The sequence below is a fragment of the Parabacteroides sp. AF21-43 genome (assembly GCF_003635435.1).
In the GTDB taxonomy this organism is placed as follows: Bacteria; Bacteroidota; Bacteroidia; order Bacteroidales; family Tannerellaceae; genus Parabacteroides; species Parabacteroides distasonis.
This window is the reverse complement of sequence record NZ_QTMG01000004.1, coordinates 31640-44572: the sequence shown is the minus strand read 5'-3', so window position 1 is coordinate 44572 and position 12933 is coordinate 31640. Positions and strand designations below refer to the sequence as shown.

The 12933-nt window shown below is 48.5% G+C and carries 13 protein-coding genes; 6 read left to right on the top strand and 7 right to left on the bottom strand.

What is annotated here, in order from left to right:
• Positions 1-63: 63 nt before the first annotated feature.
• A complete protein-coding gene (locus DWX84_RS04420; protein ID WP_048926922.1) occupies positions 64-702 on the top strand; it encodes a porin family protein in 639 nt (212 codons plus the stop codon).
• Here the strand turns inward: DWX84_RS04420 and DWX84_RS21595 are convergent.
• The 3 genes from DWX84_RS21595 to DWX84_RS04410 all read right to left on the bottom strand — a co-directional run bounded on the left by DWX84_RS21595 (position 675) and on the right by DWX84_RS04410 (position 2628).
• Entirely contained in the window at positions 675-848 is a 174-nt protein-coding gene (locus DWX84_RS21595; RefSeq protein ID WP_005863815.1) for a hypothetical protein, read from the bottom strand. The genes DWX84_RS04420 and DWX84_RS21595 overlap by 28 nt on opposite strands.
• A 28-nt stretch (positions 849-876) precedes the next feature.
• Complete coding sequence (gene ybeY, locus DWX84_RS04415) at positions 877-1308, bottom strand: rRNA maturation RNase YbeY (protein WP_044545705.1); 432 nt, start codon at positions 1306-1308, stop codon at positions 877-879.
• A 90-nt stretch (positions 1309-1398) separates the two neighbouring features.
• Positions 1399-2628: a nucleoside recognition domain-containing protein gene (locus tag DWX84_RS04410; protein WP_005863819.1), complete on the bottom strand. Its 1230-nt coding sequence runs from the start codon at positions 2626-2628 to the stop codon at positions 1399-1401.
• Positions 2629-2712: 84 nt separating this feature from the next.
• Here DWX84_RS04410 and DWX84_RS04405 point away from each other — a divergent pair, with 84 nt between their 5' ends.
• The 5 genes from DWX84_RS04405 (at position 2713) to DWX84_RS04385 (ending at position 6625) form a co-directional block, all read left to right on the top strand.
• Positions 2713-3672 carry a 2-hydroxyacid dehydrogenase family protein gene (locus DWX84_RS04405; RefSeq protein ID WP_044547042.1) on the top strand — a complete coding sequence of 320 codons (960 nt, stop codon included), beginning with the start codon at positions 2713-2715 and terminating at the stop codon, positions 3670-3672.
• Positions 3669-4376: a DNA alkylation repair protein gene (locus DWX84_RS04400; protein ID WP_048926921.1), complete on the top strand. Its 708-nt coding sequence runs from the start codon at positions 3669-3671 to the stop codon at positions 4374-4376. Before DWX84_RS04405 ends, DWX84_RS04400 begins: the two co-directional genes overlap by 4 nt.
• A 1-nt stretch (position 4377) precedes the next feature.
• On the top strand, positions 4378-5124 hold the full coding sequence (locus DWX84_RS04395) for a TIGR02757 family protein (RefSeq protein ID WP_048926920.1): 747 nt from the start codon (positions 4378-4380) through the stop codon (positions 5122-5124).
• Between the two features lie 6 nt (positions 5125-5130).
• Positions 5131-5733, top strand: a complete 603-nt coding sequence (locus tag DWX84_RS04390; protein WP_008773231.1) for a TIGR00730 family Rossman fold protein — start codon at positions 5131-5133, stop codon at positions 5731-5733.
• A 61-nt stretch (positions 5734-5794) separates the two neighbouring features.
• The gene (locus tag DWX84_RS04385; protein WP_048927204.1) at positions 5795-6625 is read left to right on the top strand and encodes an MBL fold metallo-hydrolase; all 831 of its coding nucleotides are present in this window, start codon (positions 5795-5797) and stop codon (positions 6623-6625) included.
• A gap of 8 nt (positions 6626-6633) precedes the next feature.
• Here DWX84_RS04385 and DWX84_RS04380 read toward each other — a convergent pair whose 3' ends face one another.
• From DWX84_RS04380 to DWX84_RS04360, 4 genes are all read right to left on the bottom strand, one after another.
• A complete protein-coding gene (locus DWX84_RS04380; protein ID WP_005863831.1) occupies positions 6634-6831 on the bottom strand; it encodes a hypothetical protein in 198 nt (65 codons plus the stop codon).
• Between the two features lie 790 nt (positions 6832-7621).
• The gene (locus tag DWX84_RS04370; RefSeq protein WP_005863833.1) at positions 7622-8812 is read right to left on the bottom strand and encodes a cyclically-permuted mutarotase family protein; all 1191 of its coding nucleotides are present in this window, start codon (positions 8810-8812) and stop codon (positions 7622-7624) included.
• Between the two features lie 3 nt (positions 8813-8815).
• Entirely contained in the window at positions 8816-10891 is a 2076-nt protein-coding gene (locus DWX84_RS04365) for a GDSL-type esterase/lipase family protein (protein ID WP_048926919.1), read from the bottom strand.
• A gap of 21 nt (positions 10892-10912) precedes the next feature.
• Positions 10913-12931, bottom strand: coding sequence for a family 20 glycosylhydrolase (locus DWX84_RS04360; RefSeq protein WP_048926918.1), 2019 nt, complete (start codon positions 12929-12931; stop codon positions 10913-10915).
• Positions 12932-12933 lie beyond the last annotated feature (2 nt).

Genomic DNA, 12933 nt, shown 5'->3' with positions numbered 1-12933 from the left:
GAGTGCAACTTTTATGTATCTTAAATCATCTATAAATATAGATATGTTTTAAATGTAGGAGTTATGAGAAAAGTTGTATTACTGTTTATCTTGTTTGTTTTCTCTTTGTCGCGAGCCGATGCTCAAGAGTTCCATTTTATTCCTAGGATTGGCTTGAATTTGGCAAATACTTATCCCGAAAGTTTTGCGGACATGCGTCCGGGGTTAAATATTGGTGTGGCGGAGGAAATACGTTTTAGTAAACTGTTTGCTTTAGAACCGGGTGTTTATTATTCTATGCAAGGTTACCAAAAAGAAAACGCTAAAGGCGAGACAGCCCGGCTAAAGGCGGATTATTTAAATATTCCTATTTACGCTAAATTTTATTTGTATCGAGGATTCCATCTTTTTGCGGGCCCACAAGTTGGCTTTAATGTAAGGGCGAAAGCTTCGAATTATATTTTCGTCTCGGGTCCTACTCCGGTGCACCAGAGCGAGTACGATTTCTCCGGTGATAAAAAAGAAGAGATCCGGAATTGTGATTTCTCCGTTTCAATGGGGCTTGGCTATACCTTTGACATGGGATTAGTCATCTCCGCCAATTATAATTTAGGATGTACTCATTTCTTTAGGGAGCCGGAATACTCATTAGGTGGAAGCAATCATTTTAGGGGAAAAGATCATAATGGGGTTATTCAATTCAATCTAGGATGGCGTTTCTGATCTCCAGTAAATCGTGAATTAAGAGAGATCGCTTGTTCCTCGTTCAGCCTTGCGGCATGGCTACGTAGGCAATGAACTGCTTTCGGGCATTGCTCGTCCGTGGCGTAGCAATACGTGTAATCGTAAGGTATGTCTTCTGTTTTCATATTTGTGTTTTTGGGATTGGTTGATGTTTTATCCCCGACATTCCTCCGGCAAGATCGCTAACGCTCTGTTCTCGTTCTCCTCCATGATCTCCCGCTCGCCGGGACCTTTGTCGTTGATACCGCAAAGGTGCAGGATGCCGTGGATGATGGTACGGTGGAGTTCCTCGTTATAATCCGTGTGGAATGTCTCGGCGTTTGTCCTGACCGTATCGAGGCTGATGAACAGGTCACCCGAGATCTTATTTCCTTCCGTATAATCGAAGGTGATGATATCCGTGTAATAATCGTGTTGGAGATATTGGCGGTTTACCTCCAATATCTTCTCGTCGGAACAGAAGATATAGCTGATATCTCCCGTTTTCTTTCCGTATGTCTCGGCCACTGCCTTGACCCAGCCGCTAACCACTCTTTTCTTGATTGCCGGAAGCTCGATATCTTCGGCGTAATATGCTATTGCCATAAGGTCTATTTATCGTATTGAAATTTCGTTACAAATGTAATCATTCGATTTTAAATAGATTCATTTCAAATCTATTGATTGCATAGAATGTTAAAAGAACAGATAAGCCATCGCTATCGCCGCTATCGCCCCGGCCAGATCCGCTAACAAGGCGCATTGTACTGTATAGCGGGTATTACGGATACCTACGCTACCGTAGTAAAGAGCAACTACATAGAATGTCGTATCGCAAGAGCCCTGAACGATGGATGACAGGCGACCGACGAAAGAGTCCGCTCCATACGTGTTCATGGCGTCCAGCATCATGCCCCTAGCCCCGCTCCCGCTTAACGGTTTCATCAACATGGTAGGCAGCGCTTCCACGAAATCCGTGTTGAGCCCTATCGAAGCAATGCCGAAACGAACGCCTTGTATGATGAAATCCATCGCTCCGGAAGCCCGGAAGACACCGATACCTACTAGGATAGCTACCAGATAAGGAATAATCGTTATAGCAGTCTGGAAACCTTCTTTCGCCCCTTCTATAAAAGCATCATATACATTGATCTTTTTACGCATGCCGCTGATGATAAATCCGCAGATAATGGTAAAAAGAAGCGTGTTGGCGAATAAAGTCGAATACAAGGAAACTTGCTCCTGTTCCATCGAGTTGAATAACCATACCAGGCCTCCGATAAATAACCCCAGTCCCCCGAAAAACAGGATTAGGTTCCGTTGGAGGATATTGATCTTCTGCCGTACGCAAACCGCTAAAATAGCGACTAGGGTTGATGTGAATGTAGCAAGCATGATCGGCAGGAATACGTCTGATGGATTCGCCGCTCCTAACTGCGCCCGGTACATCATGATGGTGATCGGGATCAAGGTCAGTCCCGAGGCATTGATGCATAAGAACATCACCATGGAGTTGCTGGCGGATTCTTTATTCGGGTTTAATTCCTGTAACTGTTGCATGGCTTTCAATCCCATTGGCGTGGCGGCATTATCCAGTCCCAGTAAATTTGCCGATAGGTTCATGAAGATAGAACCGGTCACGGGATGGTCTCTTGGGATATCCGGGAAAAGCTTGCTGAATACGGGAGCCGCCAATCGTGCGAACGCTTGTATCACCCCCCCCTTCTCTCCGATCTTCATGATACCCAGCCAAAGCGACAAGATCCCCGTTAATCCTAACGAAATCTCGAAACCCGTCTTGGCCGAGGCGAAAGAAGCGTTGATAATCTCGGTAAAAACAGCGGTATCCCCACCTATGACCAATTTACCGATAGCCACTACAAAAGCGATTAAGAAAAAAGCGATCCAAATATAGTTTAGTACCATAATAAATATATATTGGTCACAAATTTAGGAATTAATTGCCAATTGATTTGTATTTTTGCTTTTTGAATAACAAATAGATCCAAGATGAAGATATTAGTGACATACGACATGTTCCGCGAGGGATTTACCGAGTTGGAAAGTAAGTACGAGGTAACCTTTCCCAAAGGAAGAGATTTTACGTATGAGGAGGTTTTCGATATGATACCGGAGTACGATGTGCTCTGCTCCATGTTCGATTTCCCGGTAAACAAAGAGTTGATCGACCATGCGTCGAAATTGCGGCTGATCGCTAACTACGCCGTTGGTTATAATAATATCGATGTGGCCTACGCCCTCGAGAAAGGCTTGACGGTGGCGAATACGCCTGATCCTGTCACGGCCCCTACCGCCAATATCGCTTTAGGCTTGATGCTGGATACCGCCCGGCGTATCACGGAATGTGATCGTAAGCTGCGTACGCTTGGTAAGGACATGAAGGTCGGTGTACTGGAGAACCTCGGTATGCCGGTTACCGGACAGACCTTGGGTATTATCGGTATGGGACGTATCGGCAAGGCTTTAGCGAAACGGGCGAATGCTTTGGGCATGGATGTGATCTACCACAATCGCCGTCAGCTTTGCATCGAGGACGAGACCAAATTGAATGTTACCTACGTCTCCAAGGAAGAGCTTCTGGCGAAAGCCGATTTCGTATCCTTGAACGCCCCTTACACCCCCGATACCTATCATATCCTCGGCGAGGAAGAGTTCAAGCAGATGAAACCTTCCGCTATCTTGATCAACACGGCCCGCGGTCCGTTGGTAGACGAGCATGCCTTGGTAAAAGCCTTGCGGGAAGGTACGATTCATGGTGCCGGTCTGGATGTATTCGAGTTTGGAGACTATCCTCTCCCCGAGTTATTGGAAATGGACAACGTGGTATTAACCCCTCATATCGGCACCCAGACGACGGAAACCCGTATCATCATGGCTCGCACGGTATGCAACAACGTGATCGGGTTCTTGGAAGGCGACCGTCCCGTATCACGGGTACTCCGGCCATGACGGCGGCGTTTATCCTATCCGAGCTACAGTCGGTCGGTACACCCGAGAAGGCGGTTCATTTGAGCCGCTTTTTCAAGACTGGTCCCGGTCAATATGGTGAGGGCGATCAGTTTCTCGGGGTGGTTGTCCCGCAAACCCGTAGCATAGCGAAGGCTAATAAGGCGACTCCTTTCGATGAGCTGCAGCTGTTGCTGGATAGTCCGTGGCATGAGGCACGTCTATGTGCCTTGCTGATTTTGGTCTATCGTTTCCAGGATCGGAAAGTGATGCCGGAAGAGCGGGAAGCCATCTTCCGATTCTATCTGAAGAATATGCGGCGTTGCAATAACTGGGATTTGGTAGACTTAACCTGTCGGGATATCGTCGGCGAGTATTTGGTGGACAAAGATCGTTCCCTCCTCTACCGTTTGGCGGAAAGCGAGAATTTATGGGAACAACGGATCTCGATCGTCTCTACGTGGGCATTTATCCGTCGGAATGATTTTGGGGATACCTTGGAGTTATCCGAACGGTTGATCGGTCATAAACACGATTTGATGCATAAGGCGGTTGGGTGGATGCTGCGTGAGGTCGGCAAAAAGGAGCGGCAGACGCTTACCGATTTCTTGGAACGCAACGCTACTCGTCTTCCTCGTACGGCGCTTCGTTATGCTATCGAGCATTATCCGGAACCCGAGCGGCAATATTTTCTAAAGAAGAAATAACATGGATACAAAGACCATCTCTTTACTTCGTGAATGGGCGAAAACGTACAATACGGAATCGTTTATCAAGGATGATCCGGTGCGATTCCCCCATCGGTTTACGGAGAAACGGGATATTGAGATATCGGCTTTCCTGACGGCGTGGATCTCTTACGGTCGCAGGGCGCATATTCTCCAAAAAGCGGAAGAGCTACACCGGCTGATGGGCGAAAGTCCTTACGAGTTTATCCGTACCGGAGAGACTTCTTTCGCTCCCCTACGGAACCGCCCGGTTTGCGGGCGGGATACCTTTTACCGTTTTTATACCTATCATGATCTGCATCTCCTTTGTTGTCGCCTAAAGGATATATACGATACCTACGACTGTATGGAAGACGCTATGGCCGCCGCCGGTCCTTGCGAAGATCCTATCTTGCGGTTGCGACAACTTTTTGCAGATCTCAATGGCATTCCGGTCTTGCACGGAACTTCCGCTTGTAAGCGTCTGGCGATGTTCTTGCGTTGGATGGTGCGTACGGATGGTATCGTCGATCTCGGTATCTGGAGAACAGCCGTGCATCCCCGCCAATTAATCATCCCGTTGGATACGCATGTGCACCAGATCTCCTTGCGCTTGGGCTTGACAGGCCAAAAAACCGCTACCCTTCGTACGGCCCGTGAGATAACGGACGCATTGGCGAAAGTCTTCCCCGATGATCCTTGTCTGGGGGATTTCGCCTTATTTGGCTACGATATAAATCAAGAATAAAAAGATATGGAAGAAAAGAAGATAAATAACATCTCGTCTGTTTGCGTGTATTGCGCGTCCAGCACGAAGATTCCCTCGGTTTATTTTGACGCCGCCAAGGAATTGGGGCGTCTTTTGGGGGAGCGAAAACTACGGGTAGTCAATGGTGCCGGGAATATCGGTTTGATGTGCGCTGTCTCCGACGCTGCGTTAGCGGCTGGTGGAACGGTAACGGGCGTTATCCCCCATTTTATGGTGGAGCAGGATTGGTATCATAAAGGCTTGACTGAGTTGATTGAGGTCGAGACGATGCACGAGCGTAAACAGCTCATGGCAAATCTCTCGGATGCGGTGATCGCCCTTCCCGGTGGATGCGGTACATTAGAGGAACTTCTGGAGATCATCACTTGGAAACAACTCGGTCTCTACCTCAATCCGATCGTAATCCTCAATATTAATCATTACTATGATCCCTTGTTGGAACTTTTGAGGAACGCCATGAACGAGAATTTCATGCGTCCCCAGCACGCCAAGATGTGGGCGGTAGCCGACACGCCGGAAGAAGCTATCCGTCTCATCCACGCCGAGCCGAAATGGGACGCAAGCCTTCGGAAGATCGCGGCGATTTAATACTATTAGGCGAAAGGAGACGCAGCACGCTACGTCTCTACAATTAAAAATGAATATGATAATGAAAAAACTAGGTTTATTAATGATGTTGTTGATCCTGTCAAGGATCGCTTTATTCTGCCAGCCACAGACGGCAGGCATCGAGGAGAAAGAAGTGCTTAAGAATGAAGATGTGATTTTCCATCAGATTGATGAGCATACATGGTTTGGAACAGGTCATTTAATGGCGAACGAGAGCCTGTATCTGGTCGAGGGCGATACGAAAGCGATCTTGATTGATGCCGGAACAAAGATCAAGAATTTGGATAAGCTCGTGGCTTCCATCACGGATAAGCCGGTTACGCTGGTCGCCACGCATGTGCATCCGGACCATACAGGCTCGGCTATCGATTATTTCCCCGAGATCTATATCAATCCGGCGGATACGGTAGGTATACCGGAATTTATGCCGAATTATAAAGGCAAAGTTTGTTTCCTTGAAGATGGTGAAATCCTAGATTTAGGTGGGCGTATTCTAGAGATAGTCTTTACTCCCGGGCATACTCCCGGCTCAACCACTTTTGTGGATAAGGATGCCGCTTATGGTTTTAGCGGCGATTCGTTCGGCTCCGGTAATCTATTGCTGGGAGTTGACTTCTCTACGCTCATATCTACTTGTAAGAAGATGAGTGCGGTGATCGAGAAATATGATATCAAATACCTCTACCCCGGACATTATTTCGGAATGAACAAGGAAACCCCTCAACGGGTAAAGGATCTAATCACGATGAGCGAGGAGATCTTATCCGGTAAAGCGCAAAGCGAGCCTAACCCCAGCGGCCTGATGGGGTTAGACCGAATATACACGAAGTATGGTGTCCGTATAAATTATAAAGAAGAAAGTATGAAATGAGGGGACCTTTAGATTCTGAACTCGATTTCACTGATAATCTTCAATTCAAGCAATTTCTCCAATATTAATCTATCCATATGAGAGTGAGCGGTTTTTCCGTGTGCTAACTTATATACACGGAAGCCGCTGACATTGAATTCTTTCCCTAATTGATCATACAAGCTTTTCTTGTTTGTCTTAAACCAGTAATTAAATAAGTTCTTCATAATCCGACTTTTGTAATTATCTTTCATTGTACGTTGTTAAAGAGCGTATTTTTACCTACCAGAATTGTAAGCGATGAAAACGAATAGCTAAAACGATGGTTTAAGCTAGTCGTTTTAAAGAAGCACTTAGGAATGAAGATGTGCTTTTCCATCAGATTGATGAGCGTACATGATTTGGAACAGGAAATTTAATAGCAAACGAGAGCCCGTATCTAGCCGAGGGAGAAACGAAAACGATCTTGATTGATGCAGGCCAATAGTAGCCTATATATTTATTATAGGTAAAGGTGGAATAGCCCCCTCCTTCATGCATGCATCCCCACTGTCACCCTCTTGGCATTCGTAATCGGTTTGGGTAAGCCCTTTATAGAGAGGAGTGCATATCTATGATTGCGATATCTTCTTTTCCCATCATGGCCAATAATGTGCTGCAATTTGAGGCGTATCCGGATGTGTAGGTTATCGCATACTTATTTTTAAGGTAGGCTTATTGTATATTTCCATATACGCTCTTGTTTCCTGTCGTGTGATTCAGTAAAAACATGTACGTGTTTCCCGAAAAACATGTACGACTTTTTCCAAAAACACGTACGTGTTTCGCAGAAAGTATAATTGTCTTTTTAAGTTGTTTATGTTCAGTGATTTATATAAGAACATTATTTACGTGCTTATTGTCTAGGATTTGCCTTGGGATACGTATGCTCTAAATAGACTCCGGATACTTAAAATCGGGTGGAAAAAGTAAACAGGGATCGTTGGCAAACTTACCAGCGATCCCACTAAATCCCTATTATAATTTCGCTTGATTCACTTGCGGCGTGCGGATACCCGGTTTCAATTCTCCGTTGATGATAGTTAACCGGCCATCTTGGATAACCGCTCCCGCTCCGGCACGGGCCAACTGCTCATATTCGCCCAGATCGCTCCATGCTTTCGTGGATAGGTCGTATTGAAGTAAGGTGGTATTGAATCGGTACCATTCTACCGGATGGTGCATATAGGCCTTGGCTTCCGCTTGCAGGCGGGTAATGGCCGCTGAATCTCGCGTCGCCTCCGCTTTCGCTAAATGGATCGGGCGGGCGATGGCGGCTAGGAAACAATCGTAGTTCACACCTCCCATAAATAAGATTTTATCCGTTTGGAAAGTCACGGCACAGCCTCCTGTTAGGGTACGGTTCGTTCCGTCCTTAAACGGGGGAAGAACGGTCTCTTGTTGCCAGGTAAAAGTTGCCGGGTCGAATACCAATACATCCGTCGGGACGATCGGTTCCTCTTCGTTTAGGATGGGCTGGAAGCCTCCGGCTAGATAGATACGTGTGCCGTTGGGACTTTCTCCGGCCGCTAATACCGGTTGTACACGGGCTGCTCCCGGGAAGTCCGGTAGTTGTTCCCATCCCTTTTCGATATTCGCGAGGTTGAGGCGTAAGAAGGTATGGCAGGGCTGTCCGTTCTCATTTCCCCCTGCTACGTAAATCTCCTGTCCGGTAAATGCGGCCGAGAGATTATCCATTGGAGACGGTAAGGAGGGTAAGGCACAAACCGCTACCTCTCCTTTCGTGGGGTTATAGGAGATGCGGGAGACCTCTACCAAGGAAGAATCACTGTTGTTTCCTCCGATGCAAACGATACCTTCCGGGGTGGAAACCGTAGCGCCGTAGGCGACGGGACGAGGCAGTCGGTCGATCTCTTTCCAGCCTTCGGGAAGAAGGACGAATATCTCGCTATAATATCGCTTGGCTCCTCCCTCGGTGACGGGTTTGTCCGGAAAGTTGCAACCTCCGGCAACGATCAATACGCCGTTATGGATGCCGGCGAACGGGGCGGAAACGCCAAGGGAAGCCGTATCGGCTGCTCCCGGTAGATCCGGTAATTTTGTCCAGTTTATCATGGTGTTCTGTTTTTTAGATACAGGCTGGCCGCATCCCGCTACGCAGAGTAGCAGGAGGAACAGCCAACCGGTGATTTGTTGTTTATTATGCATAGCTTATTCTTTTATAGCCCGGAATGTAGAGGCCGGCATGCCCGCCTCGTTTACAAGATTCGCTCTCGTGAAGGGTTGCCAGCCGTAGCGTACCAGCTTCGGGTGAGTCACTTGATCGTTCCACACCTTTACTTTCCCGTTCTCTACCACGGCTTGCGCCGGATAGTAAAGTCCTTCCTGCTCGGCGATCTCGAATGTACGGATGGGGTCCCCATCGGAAGTTCTCAAGCCCTTTGCGTAATCGAAAGTGATATAGGCGGCGTTATCGGTAAACGTTGCGCTGCGGAACAAAGGGCCGGATGGGATTACGTTATGTCCGTAGGTCTTGTTCAAGGCCCAATGTGCCAGTCGTTCGCCAATCTCTTTTTTTCGGGTAGGGTGAACGTTTAAAGAATCCCCGCGATCGCTACTAACGGCCATACCCGTATTCGATACGGTTTGCGCCAGGCGGCGTTGGCTGTCCCTGAACCAAGTCCAACTCGGGCGGTCTATGCTGGATAGTTGGACATAGTAGAAAGGCAGGTCTGCGTTCCAATTCTGGCGCCAGCTGTTCACCAATAGCGGGAATAATCGTTCGTGTACTTCCATATTATGGGCGTTCGATTCTCCTTGGTACCAAATAATCCCTTTGATGGGATATCGATGAAGGGGTTGGATACCCGCCTCGAACAGATAACAAGGCTCATACGGATGGCGTTGGAGCGGGTTGGACGCTTGCTTGATGTTTAAGGCCGCCCGTTCACGTACCCAATCTTGGATAAAGTCGTTCTTCGTCCAATCCTGTAAGATATCCGGAAACTCGAATTCCAGTGTTTTCCGGTCGATCCATGCCTCCGTAGGCGAGCCGCCAACAGCGTTCAATATCAATCCTACGGGTACTTGTAAGCTATCGGCCAGCATACGCCCGAAGGCAAATCCTATGGCCGAGAAGCGTGCGGTATTCCGCGTGTCGCATACTTCCCATTGGGCGTCGTGGTAATATTGCAGGCGGTTCAATGAATCCAGTACGGAAGCGTCCCATTCCACGGCGTAGGTCTCCCAGCGGGGCTTTAGGTCGAATAAACGGATTTGCGAGTGTTGTTTCACGTAATCCAATTGTTGCTGTTGTTCTTCCTTTACGCTCTCGTTTACCCGGAACGCCATGTTGGATTGTCCGGAGCATAGCCAGACTTCCCCGGCTACTACATCCCGATAGTTCAGCGTGCGGCTGGGGGTAGAAACCGTTAAGGTATAGGATTTCCCGCTTACCCGTAAGGGATCGAGCGTGACAGTCCATTTCCCGTTCGTACCGGCTACGGTCTCCTTCCTTTGTCCGGCGAGGGTAACGGTTACTTTCTCCCCTTGGTTGGCGATGCCAGATATAGGAAGCGGTTGATCCCGTTGCAAGACCATCCGGTCCGAATAGATGGCAGGAAGCTGTAATCCTCCGTAATCGCCGGTTAGCGCCCCATAAACGGTGCGGGCCAAGATACCGGCACCTTCAGCGTTTGGATGCAATGCGTCGGGCAATAGATCCGGACGGTCATATAATCCTTCCTGCAAATCGACCAAGGTCGCGCCGGCTATCCGGGCGATTTCTTCGATAAGCGCTTGCTCCATCCAGTACCAGTCTCTTGTACCGGATTTAAAACGAGGATGGCGGTGAGATATCGGAGTCATACGGCAAACCCATACCTTGCATTTCGGATTGGCTTTCCGGAAAGATTCGATCAAGGAAAGATAATCCCGAACGAAATCGTCCCGGTAATTCGGCCATGCCCGAGGGTCCGTATCGTTCAATCCCAGATGGATGATCACGTAATCCCCGGCAAACCTCAGTGCCTTTTGATACGCCTCTTGTTGGGTATAAGGACGATATCCCTTGTTTAATAAAGTAGCCCCGCTATGCCCGAAGTTCTCCACTTCGTAGGCATCTCCAAGCATCTGTTGCAATTGGACCGGGTAGCAGTTTGTTTCCCTGTTCTCGATTCCGTAGCCGTAGGTCACGCTATTACCTACGCAAGCCACCTTGATTCTTTGCGCTTGCCCCATGAGAGCGAAAGCGAGGAAGATGGATAAGATTCCTATTATTTTTCTCATTTCATTCAACCGAATTAGACGTTATTTAAGTTGTTTATCCGGAGAGTAAACCAGTCCTTCCACCGCTTTCTCTCCATCCGGGGTGACGCAAACGAACGTAAACATCCATTTCACCAGACGGACCTCGGGGGTATTGAACGTACCGACCGGAAGCTTCATGAACACCTTGTTCCAGCCTTTTTCCAGATGGACCGGGGTTGGTTTACGGCTTACGCAGTTCTCGTTCCCCAGTGGGATCTCATTGGACTTCTCCCGGTGGGTAGCGGTCCATACGGGGGGCGTTATCTCTTGATCATTTACCCAGATACGGCTCTCTTTATAATCCCATTTCCCTTGTGAGGGAGGAAGATCCATCTCCGAGCGCCCGTAATTCTGGAATTCGATCCACGCCCCTACGTCTTGCGTCTTGGGCGAATAGATCCAAGTCCATGCGTAAGCGGTATGATTCGGCTGCGGGTCCTTATAGACACCGGGAACCAGCGGTCCCCAGACATGGCGCAGGTAGATTCCGGCACCGATGGCGTCGTGCGTGCCGTAGCTTTTCCCTTCATAGGTATATTGCGTCTGAAGCGCCTTTTCCGGAGGGAAAGAGCGGGTCAGTTCCCCATCATTCGGGAAAGGGTCGGTGATACGCCATCTCACGTTGGTTTGCTTGACGTAGGCGAACGGGTATCCTTGGAAATGATGTTCTTTATGCCATAACATCCGCCGCTCAAAATCGACAAATGCCTTATGCTCCTCGTTATCGGGATCGATAGGCAGCATCGTTCCGTTCTTATCGAAATATTGATAGCCGCCGCCCAACCAAGAACGTTCGGCGATCGCTAATAGATTCGGATACAAATTATTCTCCCGGATCAATTTGTCCTCCGGCTGTACGATCCGGTCGTGCCATACGGCAAGGATCGTACCCGCCAAATCATGGCTTCCTTGCGGTTCATTGTAAATACGGCTGGTGTACAAGGCGATTAAGTCGGCGAACGTATCAAAATGGTTGATATAATGGAAACGGGAGTCGATCGCAGGAATGCCCGGTCGTGCTTTTCCCCGGTAACTCCACATTTGCTCCATGTCGATCTCACCCGGTTTGTACTTCCATCCCGGGTTCCAAGAGATCACTTGTTTCCCTTTCGCACGGATATAAGCGACCATCTCGGGTACGAACTTCGGATTGGTAAACTTTACCTCGTCCGTACCGATATGTAAGTAAGGAACCTCCTCGAATACCTCGCAAACCTCATCCATCAATAGTTTTAAGATCGCCATACCCTCCTTGCCCTGCATATCATGACGGAACGCCCGGATGAAAGCGTCGCTATGCCCCGGCATATCGATCTCCGGGATCAATAGTACGTTATGCTCCTTGCAAAAGCGAACCAGCTCCTTTGCCTCCTCGATCGTGTAATATTTTCCGGGCATACGGCTCATATTGCAGCTGTCGTTCAGCATCGGAAAGATCTTGCTCTCCAGACGCCAAGCTTGGTTCTCCGTGAGATGCCAATGAAATACGTTCATCTTGTAGCGGGAAAGTACCTCGATCTCCCGTTTCAGTTCTTCCATGGAGATATAGCTCCGCCCTACGTCTTGCATGAATCCTCGTATGCGGAAAGCAGGCCAGTCGGTGATCTCGCAACCTTGGATGGAATATTGGTTTCCTCGTCGCTCGGTCAGTTGGCGTAAGGTCTGTATCGCCCAATAAGCCCCTTGCTCGGACACTGCCCGGATGGTTATGCCCCGGGAAGAGACGCTTAGTTGATAAGCCTCCTCGGAGTTGAGGGGGATTCCGTCCAATTTGTCAACCAAGGAAACCTCTATCTTGTATCGGCTGTCCGGTTGGACGCTTACCGGCAGCTCCTCCAAGAATTCCATTAGGATGGAACGGAGTTTCCCTTCGGAAGAAACCGCGATTTCCTTCGGATGGAACGAAGCGTTTGTCCGGACGTATTTTTGGGGCAAGGGCAATAAAACAGGATTCCGGGCCTGTAAAGACCCGGAAATGCCTATATATACAATAAGAATAAGATTCAGTATTGATCTCATAG

Bases quoted from the DNA above. Each gene is read 5' to 3' on its own strand.
- DWX84_RS04405 (WP_044547042.1), top strand. From the start codon at position 2,713: ATGAAGATATTAGTGACATACGACATGTTCCGCGAGGGATTTACCGAG.
- DWX84_RS04390 (WP_008773231.1), top strand. From the start codon at position 5,131: ATGGAAGAAAAGAAGATAAATAACATCTCGTCTGTTTGCGTGTATTGC.
- DWX84_RS04410 (WP_005863819.1), bottom strand. From the start codon at position 2,628: ATGGTACTAAACTATATTTGGATCGCTTTTTTCTTAATCGCTTTTGTA.
- DWX84_RS04365 (WP_048926919.1), bottom strand. From the start codon at position 10,891: ATGAGAAAAATAATAGGAATCTTATCCATCTTCCTCGCTTTCGCTCTC.
- DWX84_RS04385 (WP_048927204.1), top strand. From the start codon at position 5,795: ATGAAAAAACTAGGTTTATTAATGATGTTGTTGATCCTGTCAAGGATC.
- DWX84_RS04420 (WP_048926922.1), top strand. From the start codon at position 64: ATGAGAAAAGTTGTATTACTGTTTATCTTGTTTGTTTTCTCTTTGTCG.
- DWX84_RS04360 (WP_048926918.1), bottom strand. From the start codon at position 12,931: ATGAGATCAATACTGAATCTTATTCTTATTGTATATATAGGCATTTCC.
- DWX84_RS04380 (WP_005863831.1), bottom strand. From the start codon at position 6,831: ATGAAGAACTTATTTAATTACTGGTTTAAGACAAACAAGAAAAGCTTG.
- DWX84_RS21595 (WP_005863815.1), bottom strand. From the start codon at position 848: ATGAAAACAGAAGACATACCTTACGATTACACGTATTGCTACGCCACG.
- DWX84_RS04395 (WP_048926920.1), top strand. From the start codon at position 4,378: ATGGATACAAAGACCATCTCTTTACTTCGTGAATGGGCGAAAACGTAC.
- DWX84_RS04370 (WP_005863833.1), bottom strand. From the start codon at position 8,812: ATGCATAATAAACAACAAATCACCGGTTGGCTGTTCCTCCTGCTACTC.
- DWX84_RS04400 (WP_048926921.1), top strand. From the start codon at position 3,669: ATGACGGCGGCGTTTATCCTATCCGAGCTACAGTCGGTCGGTACACCC.
- ybeY (WP_044545705.1), bottom strand. From the start codon at position 1,308: ATGGCAATAGCATATTACGCCGAAGATATCGAGCTTCCGGCAATCAAG.